Source organism: Trueperaceae bacterium, from assembly GCA_036381595.1.
In the GTDB taxonomy this organism is placed as follows: Bacteria; Deinococcota; Deinococci; order Deinococcales; family Trueperaceae; genus DASVCN01.
Genome location: DASVCN010000034.1, coordinates 35330 through 56442, shown reverse-complemented (window position 1 = coordinate 56442; position 21113 = coordinate 35330). Strand labels below are relative to the sequence as shown.

Genomic DNA, 21113 nt, shown 5'->3' with positions numbered 1-21113 from the left:
GTCACGGGTGAGGCTCTGCCCGCCTCAGAGGGGTGGAAGGGTGAGGGCGTAGACCCCCAGCACCATCACCAGCGCCGCCCCCAACCGCCTGCCCAGCTTCCCCTCCCGGAGGAAGCCTGCGCCCAGCGCCGCCCCTATGAGGATGCTTATCTCGCGAGCGGGGGCAACGTAGCTGACCGGTGCGATGCGGAAGGCTCCGAGCACAAGCAGGTAGGCGAGCGGGCTCATGATGGCCACCGCCACGATCTCGCGGCGGCGGCCGGCCCACAGCTCGCCTACCTCGGCCCTGCGGCGGAGCGCGGTGGGAGTGAGCAGGATCACCCGCACCAGTTCCGCGAGCCACAGGAAGACGAGCGGGTGGAGCGCCAGTTCGGTCACCACGAAGGCGTCGGCCAGGGTGTAGGAGGCGATGAAGAGGCCGGTGAGCAAGCCGTAGCCCACCGCCTTGCCGTCCACCGAGCGGAACATCCGCTCGCCGCCGGCCAGGACGAAGGCGCCGCCCACGACCAGCGCCACGCCGGCTATCGCGATCGGACCCGGTCGCTCGCCGAAGAGGAGCACCGCCCCGGTGACCGCCAGCGCCGGGCCGGTCCCCCGCGCCAGCGGGTAGACGAGCGACAGGTCGCCCGCCCGGTAGCCGCGTTGCAGCGAGAGCATGTAGCCCACGTGCAGCAACGCCGAGAAACCGATGAAGCCGAACTCGAGCGGGCCGAGCCGGGGGCGTTGCTGCCAGATCAGGTAGACGCCCAGCGGCGCGTAGACGACCGCAGCCGCGGCCGTGATGAGCCAGATGAACGCCGCGCCCCGGGCCACCCTCTTGGCGAGCAGGTTCCAGGCGGCGTGCAAGGTGGCCGAGGTCAGGACCAGCGCCAGGGCGAGGAGGTTCAAGTCAGGGGGCGCTCGAGGGGGCCGGGATCAGCGGTCGACGTAGGTGAGCCACTCCTCGAACTCCGGCACCTTGCCGCTCACCACGTCGAGGTAGGTCTTGCGCAGCTGGAGCGCGAACTCCCCTGCGACACCCTTGCCGATAGGCCGCCGGTCGATGGAGGCGATCGGCGTGACCTCGGCGGCGGTCCCGACCATGAATACCTCGTCCGCGGTGTAGAGCTCGTCGCGGGTGGCCATCGTCGGCTTGACTTCGGTGCCCATCCACTGAGCGATCTTGATGACGCTGTCGCGGGTGATGCCTCGCAGGTTGACGGAGTGGGCGATGGGGTAGAGGACGCCCTCTCTCATCATGAAGATGTTCTCGCCCGAACCTTCGGCGACGAACCCCTCCTTGTCGAGGAGCAGCGCCTCGTCGAAGCCGTTCTCGCGCGCCTCCTGGTTAGCCAGCACCGAGTTGACGTAGTTGCCCCCGGCCTTCGCCTTCGTGGGCATGATGTCGCCGGCGCTGCGGCGCCAGGAGGAGGTCATCAGGTTGGCGCCCTTGCGCACCGCATCCTCGCCCAGGTAGACGCCCCAGCCCAGCGTCGCCACCATGAAGTGGACTGCGTTCTTGCCGGGGTTCACGCCCAGCGACTCGGGCCCGTACCAGAAGAGCGGCCGGATGTAGGCCGAGCGTCGCTCGTTCTTCCGCATCGTCTGGAGGATCGCATCGTTTATCTCGTCGACGCTCTTGCCGACCTTCATGCCCAGGATCTTGGCCGAGTCGAGGAGACGCTGGCTGTGCTCGGGGAGGCGGAACACCGCGGCTCCGCGGTCGGTCTCGTAGGCTCGGATGCCCTCGAAGACGCTCGTGCCGTAGTGCAGAGCGTGGGTGAGGACCGACACCTTCGCTTCGGCCTGGGGGACCAGATCGCCGTCGAGATAGATGTAACCGGCGTCGATCGCCGAGGTCGTTGCCGGCGCAGATTTGGACTCGACTGCCATACAAACCTCCAATGAGTCGGCGTCAATCATACGACGCTGCCGAACCAGCAGCCGGGGTGTCCACAGGCCTGCCGGGAACCCCCTCCGATAGACTGGCCCGGTGAACATCCTCGTTACCGGCGGTGCCGGCTACATCGGCAGCGTTACCACCGAGAGCCTCATCGCTAGCGGGCACCGCACGGTGGTGCTCGACAACCTCGCGAAGGGCCACCGAGGGGCGGTGCACCCGGAGGCCACCTTCGTGGAGGCCGACGTGCGAGACGGCGAGGCGGTGCGCGCGGCCCTGCGCGAGCACGAGATCGAGGCGGTCCTCCATTTCGCCGCCTACTCGCTGGTGGGCGAGTCGATGTCGCGGCCCCTCTCCTACTTCGGCAACAACAGCGCCGCCACGGTCGAACTACTCACGGCGATGAGCGGTGAGGGGGTGCGGAAGTTCGTCCTCTCCTCGACGGCGGCGCTCTTCGGAACTCCCGACGAACTGCCGATCGCCGAGGACGCGACCATCCGGCCCGCCAGCGTCTACGGCGAGAGCAAGTACCTCACTGAGCGGATGTTGGGCTGGCTGGCGCGAACGACCGGTCTGGGCTACGCCACCCTCCGCTACTTCAACGCGGCCGGTGCGAGCGAGCGGTTCGGCGAGGACCACCGGCCCGAGACCCACCTCATCCCGCTGGTCCTCGAGGTGGCCCAGGGCCACCGGCAGCGGATCGAGGTGTTCGGCGACGACTACGAGACCCCCGACGGCACCAACGTGCGGGACTACATCCACGTGTGCGACCTGGCCGAAGCGCACGTGCTGGCCGTGGAAGCGCTCGCGGAGGGCGAGCAACGCGCCTACAACCTCGGCAACGGCCAGGGCTTCTCGGTCCTCGAAGTGATCGAAGCCTGCCGCCGCGTGACAGGGTGCGAGATACCCGCCAAGGTGGTGGCCCGGCGAGCGGGCGATCCGGCAATCCTGGTGGCCGACTCTCGGAGGATAGGCAGAGAGCTGGGCTGGCGAGCCACGAGGCCGGCGCTGGAGGAGATCGTCTCCTCTGCTTGGGAGTGGCGGCTGCGGCATCCGCACGGTTACGGCGACTGAACCAGCGGTTATCATTGGCCACCGAACTCGAGTAGCCTTCCGCCTGTCCGTTCCGCGCGCGATGCGCCTTCGGCAGGTATGAAAGGACTGTTAATGAGCGAAGATGTCAGCCTGCGGGACCCCATGCTAAGCTGGCCAGCGTTTGGAGACGCCATGAGATCACGTCTTTTCGGGTTCACGACCCTATTTCTGCTCGTTTTCGCGCTCCAGTTCGGAGTGGCGCAAAGGAGTGTAGAGCTCAGCGGGATCATCGAGAGCCAGGACCCGCTCGCCGAGCAGACCCGAGTCGCGGTCCACATCGTCGACCGTAATGGCGTCTGGGGCGAGGAGATCGCTACCGTCACCCCAGTGGCGGGCACCTTCAGCATCACCGCCGAACCGGTCGAGGATCAGGAGTTGCGCTCCTTCCGTTCGGGCGCGGTCCTCCTGCCGGGGCTCCAGAACGAGTACCGGGTGAGTCCCGACAACGTCAACTACGTGCAGGGCCGCGTCAACATGTACGTCGACAGCAACGACAGCGGTTCCTTCGAACGGGTGACCGATGCCTTCTACATCGGGGTGAGCAGCCTCGACGATCCGGTGGGCTTCTTCTCGCTCATCTACGTCGACAAGCCCGCCACGCTCACCGGTACCGACGTGACCCTGGAGCTCGAAGCGGGCTGGAACATCTTCACCGTGCGCTTCCCTGGCGAGGGCACGCCCCAGTACGAGATACGTCAGCAGGTGGACGACCTCGTGCTCACCGCCGTGCTCCCCTGAGCGGAGCCGGGCGCAACCGACACAGCGGACCGAGCGCAACCGACACAGCGGACCGTAGCCGAGCGCAACTGATATAAAGGGGTGATGAGCGTCTTCGAAGGAAGCGCCGACGGAAGCGGGTTGCGCATCGGGATCGTTGTCGCCCGCTTCAACGACTTCATCACGAAGCGTCTGCTCGACGGGGCCATGGATTCCCTCCGCCGGCACTCGGTGAAGGGCGATTCGGTCGACGTGTGCTGGGTGCCCGGAGCGGTCGAGATCCCGCTGGCCGCCAGGACGATGGCGCGAAGCGGCAGGTACGACGCGATCGTCACCCTCGGCGCCGTCATCCGCGGCGCTACCGATCATTACGATTACGTCTGCAGCATGGTCTCGAGTGGAGTCCAGAGCGCATCGCTTGAAACCGGACTGCCGGTAATATTCGGCGTGCTCACCGTGGATACCATCGAGCAGGCGATCGAGCGGGCCGGGACCAAGGCGGGCAACAAGGGGGCCGAGTCGGCCAGCGCGGCCATCGAGATGGCCACCCTCATGCCGCAACTGCGCTCCTCGGAACGGGCTCGAACGGGCGCCCTCGTGGATCCGGAGTGAGTGAAGAGCCCAAGCACACCTACTCGGCGCGAGAGATCGTGCTCGAGTTCTTCCCGGCAACCGATTCGAGGCTGATCCCCCGCAATCGCGACTACCAACTCCACCGGGGCGGCGACGGCGCGCTGATAATCCGCGACCGCCAGGAGCGCGAGCTCGTTCGCCTCCTCCCGGTTTCGGCAGCGGGTAGCCCCACCACGCACCTCTGCTGCGACCTGTGCGGCTGGAGCAGCATCAGGGAGTACCTGCAACTGTTGAGGGCCGAGGTACCCGGTTCGAACGGGCGGCGCTTCCGCTACCTGACCGCCTGCCGCAACACCCAGGATTGCGAAGCGCGGCGGCTCGACGACGAGCCGGTGCGGATGCTGCTCGAGGGACACCGCTAGGCAGCTGACGACCCGTTCAGAAAGCAGTCAGGATTTTGGTGCTATCCTTCTCGCGGCGGAGCAGCAGGCCCGCGGCCCCAGGCTCCCTCGATCACTCATTTCGCCAGCCCCCCGGCGTCCCGTGCTCGAGCGTTGAGCGTTGCCGTGGTTCGTGCTGCTCCGCAGGTTTGAAGCCTCACTACTCCTGGCACAGCTTCAGCCACTGCTCCGCCCGCTTCCGGTCGCGCCTCTTGTAGAGCTGCGTCGTATAGGTGTCCATGGGCCTCACCTTCAATAGGTCGTCCCGTGTGACCAGTTCGAAGCGGCGGCTCGCCCCCACGCTGCGGTCGCTGCGACCGTAGACCGCCGTGACGCGGATCTCGATACGCTTGATGTTCGGCACGTCGTTGGGTCCCAGCCACTCGTGCCCCTCGGCCGGGCTGGCCCCAACCACTTTCTCCAGGATCTCCTCGAAGCTCCCCAGCCGGATGAAGTCGCCTTGCCGCAATGGCCCCTGGCGGATGGTGTTCTCCAGCTCGACGGGACCCAGCTCGGTCGCGTGCGTCAGGTCGGCGTCGGCGCCCAAAGGTACGGCGCTCTCACCCTCGGCCGAAACGCTCACCGCCCTCACGCATTGCACGTGGATGACGTCCTGGCTCAGGTTCACGAGCAGGCAGTGGGAACCCGGGCCGCCCCCTTCGGTCTGATGTATGAGCATCCTGGGCTGTCGGCGGCTCCGGTAGTCGTTGTACATCAGTTGCAGCCAGACGAGCCAGACCACGAGCGTCGCGATCGTCACCAGCGACGAGACGAGCTGCGAGTGACTGACGATCCAGTCCACGACTCCGATCTTCTACCTCCTAGGTCCGTTGCCTCTGGTTGGCCCTACCCCAGGCGTCGCTGGGGGCCGGCTCTCCTTCTCCGACCCGAGAGTAGGCCGTGCAGGTTGACAGCAAAGTGGGCCAGCACAGCGGTCCAGAGGCTGCCCGTGACCAGGACCGCGTACCCGAAGAGGAGCCCGGCGACGAAGGTGAAAAGCGTGTACGACCAGCCTCGCCGGTCGACGGGGTGGAGGGCGCCGAAGAGCAGCGCCTGCCCCCAGAGGCCGGCGAACTGCATCAACCCACCGCGGAAGAAGAGCTCCTCGCCTGCCGCCGTCGAGGCCGCCAGCAGCAGAGCCGCCAGCGGGGAGAGTCGCAGGCGAGCGAGCGCCCGCTCGAGCAGCCGGCTGGCGTGGCGGAAGGAGGGCAGGCGCCGCTCCAGCAGCCAGGCGGCCCCCAGGAGCAGGAGCGCGAGCGCGGCGGCCGAGACGAGGACGAGCGGCAGCGACGGGTCGCGGGTGAACCGCGGAGGCGAGAGGGCCACCCAGACGCCTCCGACAGCGCCGAGCAGGAGCGAAGGCAGGAAGGGGAGGAAGCGCTTCCAGGAGGCAAGGGGGTCAGGGGCCACTGGGTCAGGGGCCTCGGGGTGAGGGTCGACGGGGTCGGGGGCCATGGGGTCAGGGGTCACGTGGTCAGGGTCCGCGGGGTCGGCGTCCACCGGGTCAGAAGGCCCTGTCGCTCATCGCGCCCAACCGCGCGTTTCGGCATACTCGTGCAGCGCCGAGACCGCCTCGTCCCGCTCCCGTATGTCGCCGACCGCCCGGGCCTCGGCGATGAAGCGGAGCGCCTCGCCCACTCGCGGACCGGGCTCCAGCCCCAGCAGCTCCATGACCTCGCGACCGTCGAGCAGAGGTTCCGGCGGCGGCTCCTCGTCCAGGATCGCCACGATCCGCGAGAGGGCGACCCGATAGGACCTCCTGGTGGCCTGGCTCGAAAGCGGCCCCCGCGCGGCCTCCCGGTCGGCGATCATCAGCTTGAGCAGGTCGGGGAGGAGCCGGCCGCGGCGGTGGGCGAAGCGCCTCGCCTCCTTCTCGGTGCGGGGCAGTTGGACCATGTGGTAGCGAACCAGTCCCGCTATCTCGTCGACCTCGTCGGCGGGTCGGCGCAGGCGCTTCATCGCCTTCCTGGCCAGCTCGCTGCCGCGGCGGTCGTGACCGTAGAAGTGCACCCTGCCGTCCTCGCCCCGGTCGCGTGTCTCCGGCTTGCCCACGTCGTGGAAGAGGGTCGCCCAGCGCAGGGTGACGCTCGCGTCGGGGAAGATGGTGGCTACCCGCTGAAGCGCCTCGAGGCTGTGGTCGAGCACGTCGAGGTGGTGGAAACCACCCTGGTCAACGCCTCGAGCGAGGCTCAACTCGGGCAGGAAGACGGAGAGCAGCCCGAGTCCCTCGAGCTCCGACATGGCCGAGCCGGGCGCCGGCGAGAGGATGATCGCGTCGAGTTCTTCGCGGACGCGCTCCCAGGCGGGAAGCGGCTGGTTCCCACGCTCGAGCAGCTCGGCGCCTTCGCGAACCGCCATCCTGGTCGCGGGCTCGATGCTGAAGCCCAACCGGGCCCGCAGCCGAACGGCCCTCAGCAACCGCAGAGGGTCCTCGCGAAGCACCGCCTCCGAGTTCATCCGCAGGACCTTGCGCCGGAGGTCGTCGAGACCACCCGTCACGTCGGTGATCTCGCCCCGTTCGTCGGCGGCTAGCGCGTTGATGGTGAAGTCCCGCGACCTGAGGTCGCGCTCGAGACTCCCCTCGAGTGGGATGAAGTCGAGCGTTCGCTCGGCCGCCACCAGACGCCAGTGGTTGCGGTCTTCGTCGAGCTGGAAAGGTCTGGAACCCAGTCGCTCCCCGGCCGCCTCGGCCTCGAGCCGAGGATCCTCGACCAGCCAGTCGAGGTCGTTGCTCTCGCGCCCCAGCAGCGTGTCGCGAACCGCCCCCCCTACCAGGTAGCCACCGGCGGGCAGCGGAGCGAAGCGGCTCATGTCGAGCCGTTTACGCCTCCTGGGCAGCAGCGAAAGGATGGGACCCAGCCTCCCCACGCCTTCATCTAAACAGGAATGCTCCCCCTTCGGTTCCTCCCGCGCTTCAGACCGGGTTCTAATGGGGCGTGGCGGAGCGATCGGGAGACGAGTCGGGCGTGGCGGAGCGATCGGGAGACAAGCCGGGCGTTTCGGAGCGATCGGGAGACGAGCCGGGGCCCAGGGTGATCGGCCTCACTGGAAACATCGGTTCGGGCAAATCGACGGTCGCGCGGCTGCTGGCCGAGCGCGGAGCGGAGGTCATCGATGCCGACCTGCTGGCGCGTGAGGCGACCCACGATCCCGAGGTGCTGGAGCGGATCGCGGCCGAGCTGGATCCGGAGCTGGTGAGAGATGGCGGGCTCGACCGGGAGCGAACCGCCCGGATGGTGTTCGCCGATGACGATGCCCGAAGGAAGCTCGAAGCGCTGATCCACCCGTGGGTGAGGCGACGCGGCCGGGAGCTTCAGGCTCAGTTCCAGGAGCGCGAGGATCCTCCGCCCCTGATCGTCCACGACATACCGTTGCTGTTCGAGAACGGCCTCGAGTCGAACTTCGAAGGGGTGCTGGTCGTCGTCGCCCCGGCCGAACTGCGGGCGCAGCGGGTCGCGGAGCGAAGCGGCCTGCCGCGGGAGGAGTTCGAGAGGCGCGACCGTGCTCAGTGGCCGCTCGAGGCGAAGGCCGCCAAGGCCGACTGGGTCGTGAACAACGATGGAGATCTGGCAGCGCTCGAGGCGCAGGTCGCCGGGCTGTGGCGCCTGATCGTAGGCTGAGAGGCCGAGGGGGTGGCGCCGGCGGGAGCCGGCGCCACCCCCTTCAGTCTGGACCCAAGGACACTCACGCGAATGCCCAAGATCTCGTTCGTTACCAGTCGAATTCGGTCATGCCGTGGCCGCGGAAGACCCCCGCGCCCTCCGGCACCGTGTAGGTGACACTGCCGCCGGCCCGCTGAGCGAGGAACGAGAAGAACTCCTGGATCGCCGCGCCGGCCTGCTCGAGCGCCTGGAAGTCGATGTCCCCACCGGTCATGCCGGCGAACATCTGCACCTGGGCGGCCATCTGCGCGCCGGTCTGCTCCAGCGTCTGCTGCACGTCGCTGACGGCGTAGGAGGTGGCTTCGTCAGGGACCTCGCTCACGAGCCGGCCCAGGACTCCACCGATGCCGGTGCCGCTGGCGCGCGCTGCCAGAGCGGCGTCCATCCCCTCCTCCGAAGTGGAGATGAGCACCCAGCCGTCGGTCACCGCGAAACCGACGTGGACGCCGGGAGCGACGTTGTACGAGGTCACCTGAACGCCCGAGGAGACTCGCTGGGCGACCTGCGGCGCTCCGGCGCCCGTGGGGTCGGCGAAGCCTGCCACCATCCCGCCGACCATGCCGAAGAGCATCGAGAGCCCTTGGCTGGCGGCCTGCTCGTCGGTCGTCTCGATCATGTAGACCGCGTTGCCCAGGAGGTTCTCGCTGGGCACGCCTGGCTGGACCGGGGCGCCCAGGTCGCCGGTGATGGTGGCAGCGCCGTCACCCATCCAGTCGAGCAGTGCGGTACGGATGTCGATGCCGGTGAACTGCGTGATCATCTGGTCGAGCTCCGGGTTGCCCAGTTCGTCGCTGCTCCGGGCCACGTCGCTCAGGTAGTCCCACCAGGCGGGGATGTCGAGGCTCGTAACCTGGACGCCGAGCGCGTCGGGCGAAACGAAGTCGAGGGGCTCCCGCGAAGCAGGTTCCTGGCCGGAAAGCAGGGCCATCACCATCTCGTCGCCGGTGCCGGGCAGGCGCAGCGACGAGGAGCTGAAGCCGTCCCGCTCGATGGTCGTCACCGAGCCGATCTGGCCGAACGTCTCGAGTCCCGCCAGGGCGCGCTGGATGAGCTGGTCGTAGCCCGTGCCGTTCGCCAGCGGGCGCAGCGCACCTGCCAACCTCTGCATGTCCAGATAGAAGTAGACGTTGCCGCTGCCCAGCGGGTCGAGCGCCACCCGGTACCCCTCGCTGTCGGTGAAGCCGGGCTCGTTCGCGCCGGCGAGGCGGCGCAGGACGCCGCGAAGCACCTCGGGGTTGGTCGAGAGGACGAACACGTCGCCCGATCGAGCAACCGCCATCACCTGGAACGGCGAGCCCTCGTCCTCGGAATCGAGGGGGAACTGGTAGATGGTCACGTCGCCCTCGGTGAGCGTCGTGGCGCCCTCCTGGGCGGCCGCCTCCTCGAGCGAGGCGCCCAGCTGGTCGGCAGCCCCGCCGCTCACCCGGCTCACGGCGGTCAGCGCCGGCAACGGGTTGAAGTCACTTATCGAGACGGTGAGCCAGGCTTCCTGGCCGACCAGGTCGAGCGGCGCCAGGTCGCCCAACTCCTCGGGAACCTCGGTGGAGAGCTCGTCCTCGTAACCGAAGGCGTCGCGGAACGCCTGGCCGAGCTCCAGCCGCTCCGCCTCGGCGATTATCGGTTCCAGCTTGTCCGCATGAGAAGCGATCCCCTCGGTGCCGACCGCGAAGATCGTCTCCTGCGGGAGGACGCTCGCCAGAGGCTGGGCGGTAGCGGTGCCCAGCACGAGCAGCAGTACGAACGAGAAGCCTGTGAGTCGACGAGCCATCGAGATCCTCCTCGGGGTGGGTGACGCCCCGGCGCGAATTGACCGGCCACTACCAGCTTCCGTTCGGCTTCGCGGACCGCTGGTCGGGCCGGCGCGTTTCAGGCTGCAACTATAGCGCTTCCCCGGTTCAGCCTTTCGCCAACGCCTCGATCCGCTTCACCAGGTCGTCGCTGCCCAGGCCCTGGTGCCCCAGTTGCGCCCAGGTTCCGCCCTCCCCGATCTTCGTCACGCCCGCGCTGGCGTAGCGAGGGGAGTAGCCCCGCTCGAGCAGCCAGCTGCCGAACCGCGAGCCCAGCCCCGTCTTCCGGTTGAGCCCCTCGACCACGAACACGAACGGCGACCCGCCCAGCAGCTTCATCGTCTCCTCGTCGACCACGTTGATGGTCGGCTTGTTGATGAGGCCCACGTCGAGACCGTCGGCGCGCAACCGCTCCACGGCGTCTAGCGAGCGGTAGAGCATCTCGCCGAACGAGACCACCCAGCCGGCGTTCCCCTCGCGGACGACCTCATCCTTGCCGGGTTCGAATGTGTAGCCCCGTTGCGGATCGTAGAGGCCTCGGCCCTCCTCGTCGAGGACGAACGGCACCTCGGAGCGAGTGCTGAACAGGAAGCGGACGCCCGGTTCCCAGAGGATCCGCTTGACGACCGCCTCGAACTGGTGGGCGTCGGCCGGGAAGTAGAGGGGAGTGGTCCCCTGCTGCTCGACCCCGTTGTCGGCGAAGAAGATGTTGATGCCGAAGTGGCTGGTGTTGTCGGCGATGGCGTCGACGCCGGCGTGCGAGAAGTGGCAGAGCACGTTAGAGCGGTTGAGGCGGGCCATCGTGACTTCCGAGACGACCATCTCCAGGAAGGCGGAGAAGGTCGAGAAGACGCCGGTCCTGCCCTCCTCGAAACCGAAGCCGGCCGCGGCCGAGAAGTTGCCCCGCTCCATGACGCCGGAAGCGACGAAGACTTCGGGATGACGCTTGGCGATGGTGTTGAGGCCGGTAGAGCCGGCGAGATCGCTGTCGATCACCATGATCCGCTCGCTGCGCTGCGCCTCGGGGATCTCGTCGATCAGGTCCGAGACGACCTTCCCGAAGGTCTTCCGGTTCGAACCCAACTCGTCGCTCGAGCCCCGGTAGCGGCGGCTCTCCTCGTGCTTGGTAACACCCTCGAGGTAGCGCGCCGCCGCCTCATGGCCGCGGCTAAGGAGGTACTGCTTCGCGGCGTCAGCGCCTATGACCTCGTGACCGGCGGGCTTCCCCTCGATCTCGGGGAGGCCGGGCGCCATGGGCCGGTGGTTGATCACCGCGACCGGGCCCGGGTGTGCCAGCGCACGCTGGAAGCGGGTATAGACCGAGTCGAGGTCCTCCCCGTCACCCGCCTCCGTGGTGAGGCCGTGGCCGCCCAGCGTGCGAGTCATGTCGAAGCCGGGCAGGTACTCGTCCGGGTGCCCGGCGATGGTCACATTGTTGTCGTCGAGCAGCAGCTTGACGTTCAGGTCCTTGGCGACGGCCAGGCGGGCCGCCTCGGCGTCGTTCCCCTCCATCTGCGAGCCGTCGGAGCCGAGCAGGATGACCGCCTTGTCGGGGTTCGCCATGGCCACGCCGTTGACGAACGGCCACAGGTGCCCGAGCCTTCCCGAAGCGAAGCCGATGGCCCGCTCCTCGTCTATCTCGGGGTGCCCGTAGAGGGCCTTGTTCTCCTCCCGGTAGTAGAGGAGCTCCTCGAACGCCATCGCTCCGTTGAAGGCCGAGAGGGCGTACTGCAGCGCCACCCGATGGCCGGCCTCGTCGAAGAGGACCGGGTAGACCCGGTCGGAGCCGCGCATGAAGCCGTCGGCGAGGAGCGCTTCGGGCACGACGTCGTAGGCTCCGCCGGTGTGGCCCGAGAGGCCGCGGGCGCCGGCGACGGCCGTGAAGAAGACGATGACGTCGCGCATGAGGCCGATGTTCGTCTCCCACTGGCGCCGCTCCTCTGCGCTGAGGCTCGACTTGCTCGGGTCGAGGCTCAGCGGCTGGTACTTCGAAACGTCCATGGGGAACGACTTGGAAATGACGGACATGGCTACCTCCTGGCGGTTGGTGGGTCGGTCGGCGTGGCCGGATCCCGGCTGGAACGGTCGCGGTCGACGGCGGAACGGCGCCGAGGACAGGACGTTACGGTCACTCGGCGATTATAGTTGCCCGTCGCCGAGCTACTCTGGGCCCTCGCGTCAATCCCCCTGGCTCGCCTGATGGCCCTTGTGGGAGCGGCGTCTGTCGATGTCGTCGCGCACCCGCTGGGCGGTCTGCCAGTGGCGCCGCTCGAGTTCCGTCTCCACCCTGAGCCCGGGCACGGGGGTGGGCCGGCCGTTCGCTCCGACCGCGACGAAGTTCATGTGCCCGACGGTGCAGAGCCTGCGGTCGCCGGTGAGCGGGTTCTCTCCGTGCACTTCGCAGCGGACGATCATGCTGGTGCGTCCGGTCCAGGCCACTCGGCTCTTCAGCTCGATGATCTCGCCCACGTAGATCGGGTTGCGGAAGTCGATCGGTTCGGTCGAGGCGGTGACCGCCGTCTGACGGCAGAAGCGGGTGCAGGCGATGGAGGCGTTGATGTCCATCAGTTCGAGCACCCGCCCGCCGAAGAGCGTGCCCAGCGGGTTGGTGTGGTGGGGGAAGACGGTGTCGACGGTGACCACCCACTCGGAGGCGAGCGGCCCCGGTTCCGGTTCTGACATCGGGAGCCAGTATATGCGGGCGGGAAGGGGTTCCCTTGCTCGAGCCCGTCCCTGCCGTCGGCATCCCCTCGCGCTCGTTCGCCCTGTCATGGGCCGAGGAGCGGGCCCCTTCGCGCGCTGTCGTGGGCCGAAGTGCGGTCGCTTCGCGCACTGCGGTGAGCGCCCTGTCGCGCTCGTAGGAGCACACCCCTTCCGGCTCCCTACGAATACGTTTGCATAGGGACCGTGGCGCTCGATCGCGTCCCTGAAGTGTAAAGTCTGCTACCGCCAGTTGGTGGATCGACCTGGGCAATCGTCGGTGCCGCGTCGGATTCGCGTCCTGGAGCCGTTCTGCGCATGCAAACGTGTTCGTACCTGGTTTCGGGGGGGGTACGGGACCCCGGTAGGTTGGACCGAGGTCCGCAACGGCGTTGACGACCCCCTGCTGGACGGGCCTCCGATCTGTCGCGAACCGCGGTTCACTCCCCCGCAAAGCGGCGCCCTGCCGGTATACTGCGCCGACGAATATCCGGGAGGTAGATATGACGAGCGGAATCCTGCATCAACCAATCATCGAGCGCCTGGTTCCGGTTCGCAGCGACACCCTGCGAGTGGCGCTGCAGGTGATCATCGGCGTCGCCTTGCTGGCGGCCCTGGCGCAACTGCGGTTCGAGATCGGCGCGGTTCCGGTGACAGGCCAGACCCTCGGCGTCCTGCTCATCGGGGCTGCTTACGGAGCTGGTCTCGGCTCGCTCACCATGGTCGCCTACCTGTTGGCAGGGGGGCTGGGCCTGGCGGTCTTCTCGGGAGGCGGCTCGGGCTGGTCGTTCCTCGCGGGCACCACCGGCGGTTACCTGATCGGTTTCCTGCCGGCCGCGCTCGTGGTGGGCTACCTGGCTCAACGCGGCTGGGATCGCTCCTACCGGGCGATGGCCGGCGCGATGGTGATCGGGAACGTGATCATCTACGCCTTCGGGTTGCTGTGGTTGTCTCGCTTCGCTCCCGACTTCGCCACCACCCTCGCATGGGGGCTGTGGCCGTTCCTGGCGGGGGACCTCATCAAGTTGCTAGTTGCGGTCGCGCTGCTGCCTACCGCCTGGAGGTTCATCGGCCGGCGTTGAGCTGGTCGATTCAGCTGGCCCGGTAGTGCGGAGCCAGACCCTCAGTCGGCGAGTTCGACGAGCTTCAGCTGATTGCCGCCGGCCCGTTTGGCCTGCTCCAGCGCGGCCGCGGCCTGACGCACGAGCTTCTCGGGCGTGCCGAACACGCCCCTCTGCAATTGAAGCGTGTCGAACGAGCTGATCCCTATCGATAGGGTGAGCGGCTCCTCGTCGCTGTTGAGCGCGTAGCCAGCCACGTCGCGTTGCAGCCGGCGGGCGATGGCCACGGCTCCGGTCTGGTCGGTGTCGGGCATTATCACGGCCAACCTGCCGTCACCGAGCAAAGCGATCGAATCTCCGGCTCGGTAGAGGGCGGCGCGCAGTGTGCGGGCGGCCCGTGACAAGGCCTCCTGGGCCCCGCTGTGGGGTCGCGCATTGCCGTCGTCGTCGATCCCGTCGATCTCGAGCTGGAGGAGCGAGATGGAGAGCCCCTCGGAGATGGCCCGGTTCCACTCGTGCTGCAGCATCTGATCGAACTGCTTGCGGGTCGCTATCCCCGTGTAGGGGTCGCTGAGCGATAGTTTCAGCAGGGTGCGGCTGGCGTCTTCGAGGCCCAACGACAGTCGCTTCTGCTTCAGCGCGACGGCCGCCAGGGCGGCCAGCCCTTCGAGCGTCTGCTGCTCGCCCGAGTCGTAGTTGCGCGCCTCCCTGCTGAATACCACCAGTGCGGCGTCAACACGCGCTCCATCCATCACCGGAACCGCCAGATATGAAGCGATGTCGCGGTTGAAGAGGGCAAGGTCTTCATCGCTCGCAGAGAAGTTCAGATCGGGAACGATGACCGGCCGCTTCGTCTCGCGGACCTTCGCGGCAGCATCGGGTTCGCCCTGATGGATGAACACCTGGGTGCTGCGCAGGGGGATGAAACGCCTGAGGGTGGCGTCGAAAAGGGTGATGTCGGCGTGATCGCTGGCGGTGAGTTCGGCCGCGCAACGCGCCACCTGCTCGAGCTGCTCCAGCAGGCGTCTCCGCTCGTTCAGATAGAGGCAGAGGGTCCAGAGGGCCTCGGGAACGGCAGGGGGAACGTTGGCGGTGTTCACGGCCATTCGCTCACAGTCTACTGTGTCGGAGGTTGCAATGTCTGGGAGAATGACGCATTTTTCATGGACAATCCGACCCTGCTCCAGTATCGAAGGACTTTCCTAAGAGTAACGCGATTATGGCCGGGTCGGACCGTACTCGGAGAATTCTTGGGCAAGAACTGAGGCGTTCTCAGGCGAAAGCCAGGGGATGCTCGGCGAATGCTTTGTTCTTCCGGGCAGGAACCGGGAACCTTCCGGCACGAACCGGGAACTTTTCGGCAGGAACAGGGAGCTTCTCGGCAAGAACCGGGAACTCGCGGCAAAAGCCGGGAACTCGCGGCAATAGAAGAACCCCCGGTCGAAACCGGGGGTTGTATCGGTTACCCGCCTTGGACTGAGAGGAACTCTGGTCCCGTCTCAGAGGAGGCGTTACCAGCTACCCTCGACGGGCACCTCCACTGGTCATATAACTCGTATTTATCAGGACCACCTCCTTCCCGTGGTGCCGGTAGTGTACGCCCCGGCCGCGGCTGCTGTCGAGTGGCTGGCGCACCTCGCGCCTGGCACACCCCGCGGGCACCTCCTTCCACTGAATTGGGGCGGGCAGCGGGCTACACTGGCTGGGGCAGCAGAAATCGTCATCGTGGCGCGAGTACTAGCCAGCCAGCCAGCCGCGGTTCGCGCCAGCCGCTGCCGCACGGAGGTCTGCGTGCTCACCATCGTCGAACAAATCCTCTTCGTGGTCCTGGTGATCGTGTCGTTCGCCTATACCTACCTGGGCTTCCGCCGAGTGATCCGCGCCATCGCGGCCGGGCAGGGGGGGATCTACTACCCGCGAATCAACCAGTTGCCGCGCAGGATCGGGGAGTCCATCTCGCGAACGCTGGGGCAGCGCACGGTCTTCCGCGACCGGCCCTGGGTGAGCTTCTTCCACGCCTTCGTCTTCTACGGGTTCGTCCTCTACCTGCTGGTCAACGTTTTCGACGCGCTAAAGGGGTATCTGCCGCCATCGCTGCTGGCCGGACTCGACTTCGGCCCGGTCGGAGGGGTCTACCGGTTCTTCGTCGACCTCTTCTCGGTGCTGATCCTGGTGGGGATCGTCTACCTCCTGCTGCGGCGTTTCGTGTTCCACGACGACAGGCTCGACCAGCGCAACCCCGAGACGCTGCTCCACGAGAAAGTCCGCGAGGGCTCGATAAGGCGAGACAGTCTCATCGTCGCCCTGTTCATCCTGTTCCACGTCGGCTTCCGCTTGGCTGGTGAGACGTTCCTGCTCGCTGCCGAGAGCCACTTCGATCCGTGGCAGCCGTTCGCTTCCTCGCTGGCGATGTTCGTGGGTTACGGCGATGGGCGGATTATCGGCTGGCACATCGGCTGGTGGGGCGCGCTGGGCCTGATCCTCGCATTCCTGCCCTACTTCCCGCGGACGAAGCACCTGCACCTTTTCGCCGGACCCGCCAACTTCACCGTCGAGCGGCGCCACGAGGACCTTAGCCCGGTGCCCCGCGGCGCGCTCGAGCCGATCGACTTCGAGAACGAGGAGCTCGAGCAGTTCGGCGCCTCGAAACTGGAGCACCTCCGCTGGCCGCAACTCCTCGACGCCTACGCCTGCATCCAGTGCAACCGCTGCACCAACGCCTGTCCGGCCAACGTGACGGGCAAGACCCTCAGCCCAGCCGCCCTCGAGATCAACAAGCGCTACGAGCTCAACCTCGTGTCCGATGCCCTGGCGAGCGGCGAGGAGTCTCCGCGGCCGCTCACCGAGTTCGCCATCTCAACCGAATCGGTCTGGGCCTGCACTGCTTGCGGCGCCTGCATGGAGATCTGCCCGGTGGGCTGCACCCAGATGATCGACATCATCGACATCAGGCGCGACTTGGTGATGATGCAGGGCGAGTTCCCGGCAGAGCTGGTGAACGCCTTCCGGGGCATGGAGCGCTCCGGCAATCCGTGGGGCATCGGCCAGGACAAGCGACTCGACTGGGCCGAGGGTCTCGATATCCCGACGCTCGATCTTGAAGGGCCGGCGGAGAAGCCCGACTTCGAGGTGCTCTTCTGGGTCGGCTGCGCCGGTTCCTACGACCCCACCGCCCAGCAGACCACCCGCGCGATGGCCAGGATCCTGGAGCACGCCGGCGTCGACTACGCGGTACTGGGCAAGGGGGAGAAGTGCACCGGCGACCCCGCCCGTAGGGCCGGCAACGAGTACCTCTACTACCAGCTGGCCGCGGAGAACGTCGCTACGCTCGACGCGGTGGGCCTAAACCACGAACTGGTCGACGAGAAGCTCGACCCCGCCAAGCGGAAGCGTGTCGTCACCGCCTGCCCCCACTGCTTCAACGCCCTCTTCAACGACTACCCGCAGCTGGGCGGGCATTACGACGTGGTCCACCACAGCCAGCTGATAGAGGAGCTGATCGACGCCGGGCGACTGCCGCCGGTAGCGACGGACGAGAGCATCACCTTCCACGACCCCTGCTACCTGGGGCGGCACAACGGCATCTACGACTCGCCCCGCAGCGTTCTGCAGAGCGGCGGCAGGGAGATCATCGAGATGCCGCGCAGCCGCAACCAGTCGTTCTGCTGTGGTGCGGGCGGAGCCCAGTTCTGGAAGGAGGAGGAACCGGGCCAGATGCGCGTCTCCGAGAACCGCTTCCGGGAAGCGCGCGAGACCGGGGCAGAAGTGGTCGCCACCGGTTGCCCCTTCTGCCGAGTGATGCTGGGCTCGAGCGACAGCGCGCAGGAGGAAGGCGCGCCGGAGGTGCGCGACATCGCCATCATCGTGGCCGAGCGACTCGAGCGGATCCAGGCCGCGCTCGATCCGAGCGGGGCTGTGCCGCCGCCGGCCGAGCCACCAGGCAGCGGGCTGAGCGAGGGTAGCGCCTGAGCCAGCGCAGCACCTGAGTCAGCGCAGCACCTGAGCGAGGGCACCACTTGAGCCAGGGCAGCACCTGCGCCAGCGCAGCACCTGAGCGAGGGCAGCACTTGAGCCAGGGCAGCACCTGAGCCAGCGTAGCACCTGAAGGAGTAGCGAAATATCTCACCCGTCGCCGGCGGGTTGAAAATTCCACCTGAGTTCCATCCGAGCACCCTTAACTTGTGCATCTGTGATGGAACATCATTTGTATCATCCATCCGCCCCCAATGGTGGTACAGCGCGTCCTGGACGCGTTATCACAGGCAGCGACTCCTTCACCAGCAACGACTTCTCGCCCGCGCGGCGCCTCCCTGCGAACACCGAAGCCCCCACTCTCGCGGCCTCCGCGAACCCCGGCCAGTCATTCGGCTCGGCAGTCCGGCTCTTCGCCTTCCTGGCAGCCAGCCTGATCGTCTTCACGATGCTGGCGAAGGCGAACGCCGAACTCCCGCTCAAGCCCGAGATTAGCGTCGTCCCCGATCAGTCTCCGGCGGCCGGCGTCAGCAGCTGGCGCGTGGGCGAGTACCGGGTCGATCCTCTGGCCCAGTACGACGTGACCGCCCGCGTGCTCAGCACCCACGGCTACAGCGCGAAGCGCGAGGCGGAAGTCTCGCCCATAGACTTCGCTCTGGGCTGGGGTCCCATGGCCGACCGCGGCCTGCTCGAGAGCCTCAACGTCTCGCAGCGCAACCGCTGGTACTTCGTGCGCTGGCGCAACGCTCCGGTCCGCGCAGAAGAGGTCATCGCCAACAGCGCCAACACCCACCTGCTTCCGGCCAACCCTCAGGTGGCGGCGCAACTCCAGGCCGTTCAGCCGGGCGACATCGTCCGACTCCGTGGCTACCTCGTCGAGGTCAGCGCCAACGACGGCTGGACCTGGACCTCTTCGACGAAGCGCACCGACACCGGTGACGGGTCGTGCGAGGTCCTCTGGGTCGAGTCGGTCGAGGTCTACTCCGACGCCCCGATAACCTACGCCGCCCTGGACTGAGTCGCACCCGACTACCATGGTCAACTGCCCGCCCGGAACGTTCCGTGGCGGGCAGGCACACGTGGGGAGGGCCCTTATACTGACCGTCGTGAGAAGACCCGTCATCATCGCAGCCGCTGCCGTCCTGCTGGTCGCGCTGGGCGTGGCCGCGTACTCTCTGGGAGTCATCGCCAGGGGCGCCCCCGACCTACACGGAACCGCGGTCGAGGCGGCCCCCTCGGTCGCAGACGTGAGCCTAGTCGCCGCCGGCGGAGAGCCCGTCAACTTGGGCGACTATCGCGGCGAACACCTGCTCGTCTTCTTCGGCTACACCAACTGCCCCGATGTTTGCCCACTTACCATGGCGCGGCTCTCCACGATCTACCGCGATCTGGGGGAGCCGGATGATCTGCAGGTGGTGATGATCACCGTCGATCCGGACAGGGACTCGCCCAAGGTCGTGGACGAGTACGCCAGCAGCTTCCATCCCGCCTTCCAGGGATTGGGCGGTAGTGAGGCTGCCCTGGATGCAGCGGCCGAGCGGTTCTACATCGGACACCACGGCGACGGGCACGGGGTCATCATGCACAGCAGCCAGGTGCTGCTGGTGGACCCCCGGGGTCGGTTCAGCCGGATCTATAACGAGGCGAACCAGGCGTATCTCGAGGCCGACCTGAGGTCGTTGCTCGGCAGATCCTGAACTCCCGAGCCTGCGGACGGCGCACCGGGCCGAACCGCAGCAGCGTGAGTTCGTCGAGTGGAGGGAGTCCAGTGGCGACAGGCAAGCAACTATTCGAGGACCGGGAGACCGCCCTGCTGGACCTGCTCGCAGGCTGGGTGGAGATGGTCGAAAGCTGCCGCGACGCCGGCAAGCTGCCGCGCGAGGAGTTCGACGCCGAGTTCTTCGGCGACATCGTGCCCGAAACCTATGAGGAGTGGCGGCAGCACTACACCGACGAGTACCTGGCCGGGGTCGAGGAGATCTACGCCAAGGCCTCGCAGACCGTCCTCGGCGACGAGGAGGAGGCGCCCCAGCTGACGGCCGCCGAGTTCCTGCGCGAATACGTCCTGCCGTTCTTCGAAGAGGAGCGTGGCTGAGGCCGACCGGGCAAGCAGCGCCAGGCGCCGCTCTTAGCTGAGTTCGTGTACGAAGCTCTCGAGCCGCGCCGGCTCGAAGTAGTAGCGGCCGCGCGTCCCTTCCAGCAACCCGGCCTTGCGGATCTCGCCGAGCGCGGTGCTGGTCGTCTCGCGAGCTGCTCCCGCCATGGCGGCCAGGTGGTCGTGGGTCAGCGGTAGCGTCAGGCGGATCCAACCGTCGTCGCTCCGGTGTCCGAAGCGGCAGCCCAGCCTCAGGAGGATGCGCGCTACCCGCATCGCGACCGGCAGCTCGGACTCCTCGAGAGTCACCCGCAGGTGGTCGAGCCTCTTCGCGGCTGCTGCCAGGAGCTCCTCGCTCGAGTCGACCATGAACTCGGTGAGCGGGAGGGCGCTCACGCGCGCCTGGCTGAGGCTCTCGGCCGTCTCCCGGAAGCTCTGCTCCAGCGGGCCGATGCTCCCGATGAGGTCGCCCGGACCTGCTAACGAGAGGATCCGCTCCCTGCCGCCGGGTCCGTCGATCACCAGCTTCAGCAGCCCCTCCTCGATCCGGTAGACGAGGCCGCCGACGTCCCCCGCCCGGTATAGCGCCTCGCCCCTCCCCAGCTCACGCCGACCCCAGCCGGAGTCACGCTGCGCCGGAGGCGGAGAGAAGCTGCTGGCGCCGATGCTGCCGTCGACGGTTGGCGTCATGGCTGCATTCTAAGGGTTCCGCGAGCGTGGAGCACGTGAAGCGCGACCATTGCCCAGGAGGAACCGGCGATCCACACGTACCCTTACTTGGGTCGGGGACGTCTCCGCGATGTTGGTGGTTCCCGACGGCGACGGGGCGCTGCGCGCGAGCAGCGAGCGTCCGCAGCGTTCAGGGAGACCTCCAGGGCGTGACCTCAGGGAGCCAGCCCGGGTTGTGACGACAGTGAGAGTTACGTCACATTTCGCGGAATAGCGTGAAAACCGTGACAGGGGTTGGGGTTTTTCACGTTCCTCTGGATTCGACATTCTCTAGACTCGGTGACGCCCTCCGGCCGGAGCCGGACGGCGATCGGAAGCTGAGAAGTCTGTCCCCTACTTGGGCGCTTGGGACTGATGGAGCGAGTAGCGCAACCGGCCAACGACGCGGCTCAGTCCGCCATGT

21 protein-coding genes and 1 riboswitch are annotated in these 21113 nt (G+C 67.4%); of the genes, 11 read left to right on the top strand and 10 right to left on the bottom strand.

The features are described from left to right. Positions 1 to 24: 24 nt before the first annotated feature. Together VF168_12105 and VF168_12100 are read right to left on the bottom strand one after the other, a co-directional pair. Entirely contained in the window at positions 25 to 888 is an 864-nt protein-coding gene (locus tag VF168_12105) for a DMT family transporter (protein HEX7004918.1), read from the bottom strand. 27 nt (positions 889 to 915) lie between these two features. Next, the gene (locus tag VF168_12100; protein ID HEX7004917.1) at positions 916 to 1872 is read right to left on the bottom strand and encodes a branched-chain amino acid transaminase; all 957 of its coding nucleotides are present in this window, start codon (positions 1870 to 1872) and stop codon (positions 916 to 918) included. A 100-nt stretch (positions 1873 to 1972) separates the two neighbouring features. Between VF168_12100 and galE the strand changes: the two genes are divergently transcribed. The 4 genes from galE (at position 1973) to VF168_12080 (ending at position 4686) form a co-directional block, all read left to right on the top strand. Next, positions 1973 to 2953, top strand: a complete 981-nt coding sequence (gene galE / locus VF168_12095; GenBank protein HEX7004916.1) for a UDP-glucose 4-epimerase GalE — start codon at positions 1973 to 1975, stop codon at positions 2951 to 2953. Between the two features lie 153 nt (positions 2954 to 3106). Then, positions 3107 to 3712 carry a hypothetical protein gene (locus tag VF168_12090; protein HEX7004915.1) on the top strand — a complete coding sequence of 202 codons (606 nt, stop codon included), beginning with the start codon at positions 3107 to 3109 and terminating at the stop codon, positions 3710 to 3712. An 84-nt stretch (positions 3713 to 3796) separates the two neighbouring features. Further along, on the top strand, positions 3797 to 4303 hold the full coding sequence (ribE, locus tag VF168_12085) for a 6,7-dimethyl-8-ribityllumazine synthase (GenBank protein ID HEX7004914.1): 507 nt from the start codon (positions 3797 to 3799) through the stop codon (positions 4301 to 4303). Further along, positions 4300 to 4686: a hypothetical protein gene (locus VF168_12080; GenBank protein HEX7004913.1), complete on the top strand. Its 387-nt coding sequence runs from the start codon at positions 4300 to 4302 to the stop codon at positions 4684 to 4686. The genes ribE and VF168_12080 overlap by 4 nt, the downstream gene beginning before the upstream one ends. A gap of 178 nt (positions 4687 to 4864) precedes the next feature. On the opposite strand, the gene VF168_12075 is transcribed toward VF168_12080, so the two are convergent. Genes VF168_12075 through VF168_12065 form a run of 3 tightly spaced genes read right to left on the bottom strand, consistent with a single transcriptional unit; the run spans position 4865 to position 7572 of the window. Continuing rightward, the gene (locus tag VF168_12075; protein ID HEX7004912.1) at positions 4865 to 5506 is read right to left on the bottom strand and encodes a hypothetical protein; all 642 of its coding nucleotides are present in this window, start codon (positions 5504 to 5506) and stop codon (positions 4865 to 4867) included. Between the two features lie 44 nt (positions 5507 to 5550). Then, positions 5551 to 6174, bottom strand: a complete 624-nt coding sequence (locus VF168_12070; GenBank protein HEX7004911.1) for a CPBP family glutamic-type intramembrane protease — start codon at positions 6172 to 6174, stop codon at positions 5551 to 5553. Between the two features lie 51 nt (positions 6175 to 6225). Beyond that, complete coding sequence (locus VF168_12065; protein HEX7004910.1) at positions 6226 to 7572, bottom strand: HD domain-containing protein; 1347 nt, start codon at positions 7570 to 7572, stop codon at positions 6226 to 6228. 68 nt (positions 7573 to 7640) lie between these two features. On the opposite strand from VF168_12065, the gene coaE reads away from it, so the two are divergent. Further along, positions 7641 to 8324, top strand: a complete 684-nt coding sequence (coaE, locus tag VF168_12060) for a dephospho-CoA kinase (protein HEX7004909.1) — start codon at positions 7641 to 7643, stop codon at positions 8322 to 8324. A 91-nt stretch (positions 8325 to 8415) separates the two neighbouring features. Here coaE and VF168_12055 read toward each other — a convergent pair whose 3' ends face one another. The 3 genes from VF168_12055 to VF168_12045 form a co-directional block, all read right to left on the bottom strand. Further along, the gene (locus VF168_12055) at positions 8416 to 10134 is read right to left on the bottom strand and encodes a hypothetical protein (GenBank protein HEX7004908.1); all 1719 of its coding nucleotides are present in this window, start codon (positions 10132 to 10134) and stop codon (positions 8416 to 8418) included. A gap of 127 nt (positions 10135 to 10261) precedes the next feature. Next, positions 10262 to 12181, bottom strand: coding sequence for a transketolase C-terminal domain-containing protein (locus tag VF168_12050; protein HEX7004907.1), 1920 nt, complete (start codon positions 12179 to 12181; stop codon positions 10262 to 10264). A 150-nt stretch (positions 12182 to 12331) separates the two neighbouring features. Then, entirely contained in the window at positions 12332 to 12835 is a 504-nt protein-coding gene (locus VF168_12045; GenBank protein ID HEX7004906.1) for an acyl-CoA thioesterase, read from the bottom strand. A gap of 35 nt (positions 12836 to 12870) precedes the next feature. On the opposite strand from VF168_12045, the gene VF168_12040 reads away from it, so the two are divergent. Next, a complete protein-coding gene (locus VF168_12040) occupies positions 12871 to 13014 on the top strand; it encodes a hypothetical protein (protein ID HEX7004905.1) in 144 nt (47 codons plus the stop codon). A gap of 342 nt (positions 13015 to 13356) precedes the next feature. After that, positions 13357 to 13935, top strand: coding sequence for a biotin transporter BioY (locus tag VF168_12035; protein HEX7004904.1), 579 nt, complete (start codon positions 13357 to 13359; stop codon positions 13933 to 13935). 41 nt (positions 13936 to 13976) lie between these two features. On the opposite strand, the gene VF168_12030 is transcribed toward VF168_12035, so the two are convergent. Next, positions 13977 to 15020 carry a diguanylate cyclase gene (locus VF168_12030; GenBank protein HEX7004903.1) on the bottom strand — a complete coding sequence of 348 codons (1044 nt, stop codon included), beginning with the start codon at positions 15018 to 15020 and terminating at the stop codon, positions 13977 to 13979. Positions 15021 to 15705: 685 nt separating this feature from the next. Here VF168_12030 and VF168_12025 point away from each other — a divergent pair. From VF168_12025 to VF168_12010, 4 genes are all read left to right on the top strand, one after another. Next, on the top strand, positions 15706 to 17883 hold the full coding sequence (locus VF168_12025; GenBank protein HEX7004902.1) for a (Fe-S)-binding protein: 2178 nt from the start codon (positions 15706 to 15708) through the stop codon (positions 17881 to 17883). A 223-nt stretch (positions 17884 to 18106) separates the two neighbouring features. Continuing rightward, positions 18107 to 18904, top strand: coding sequence for a hypothetical protein (locus VF168_12020; GenBank protein ID HEX7004901.1), 798 nt, complete (start codon positions 18107 to 18109; stop codon positions 18902 to 18904). 88 nt (positions 18905 to 18992) lie between these two features. Continuing rightward, a complete protein-coding gene (locus VF168_12015) occupies positions 18993 to 19583 on the top strand; it encodes an SCO family protein (GenBank protein ID HEX7004900.1) in 591 nt (196 codons plus the stop codon). A 71-nt stretch (positions 19584 to 19654) separates the two neighbouring features. After that, a complete protein-coding gene (locus VF168_12010; protein ID HEX7004899.1) occupies positions 19655 to 19981 on the top strand; it encodes a hypothetical protein in 327 nt (108 codons plus the stop codon). Positions 19982 to 20014: 33 nt separating this feature from the next. Here VF168_12010 and VF168_12005 read toward each other — a convergent pair whose 3' ends face one another. Beyond that, complete coding sequence (locus VF168_12005; GenBank protein ID HEX7004898.1) at positions 20015 to 20671, bottom strand: Crp/Fnr family transcriptional regulator; 657 nt, start codon at positions 20669 to 20671, stop codon at positions 20015 to 20017. Positions 20672 to 21013: 342 nt separating this feature from the next. Further along, positions 21014 to 21096, top strand: a riboswitch (cyclic di-GMP riboswitch). Positions 21097 to 21113 lie beyond the last annotated feature (17 nt).

Excerpts from the sequence above, each read along its gene's own strand:
- VF168_12100 (HEX7004917.1), bottom strand. The coding sequence starts at position 1,872 with ATGGCAGTCGAGTCCAAATCTGCGCCGGCAACGACCTCGGCGATCGAC.
- VF168_12090 (HEX7004915.1), top strand. The coding sequence starts at position 3,107 with ATGAGATCACGTCTTTTCGGGTTCACGACCCTATTTCTGCTCGTTTTC.
- ribE (HEX7004914.1), top strand. The coding sequence starts at position 3,797 with ATGAGCGTCTTCGAAGGAAGCGCCGACGGAAGCGGGTTGCGCATCGGG.
- VF168_12055 (HEX7004908.1), bottom strand. The coding sequence starts at position 10,134 with ATGGCTCGTCGACTCACAGGCTTCTCGTTCGTACTGCTGCTCGTGCTG.
- VF168_12050 (HEX7004907.1), bottom strand. The coding sequence starts at position 12,181 with ATGTCCGTCATTTCCAAGTCGTTCCCCATGGACGTTTCGAAGTACCAG.
- VF168_12045 (HEX7004906.1), bottom strand. The coding sequence starts at position 12,835 with ATGTCAGAACCGGAACCGGGGCCGCTCGCCTCCGAGTGGGTGGTCACC.
- VF168_12035 (HEX7004904.1), top strand. The coding sequence starts at position 13,357 with ATGACGAGCGGAATCCTGCATCAACCAATCATCGAGCGCCTGGTTCCG.
- VF168_12030 (HEX7004903.1), bottom strand. The coding sequence starts at position 15,020 with ATGGCCGTGAACACCGCCAACGTTCCCCCTGCCGTTCCCGAGGCCCTC.
- VF168_12020 (HEX7004901.1), top strand. The coding sequence starts at position 18,107 with ATGGAACATCATTTGTATCATCCATCCGCCCCCAATGGTGGTACAGCG.
- VF168_12005 (HEX7004898.1), bottom strand. The coding sequence starts at position 20,671 with ATGACGCCAACCGTCGACGGCAGCATCGGCGCCAGCAGCTTCTCTCCG.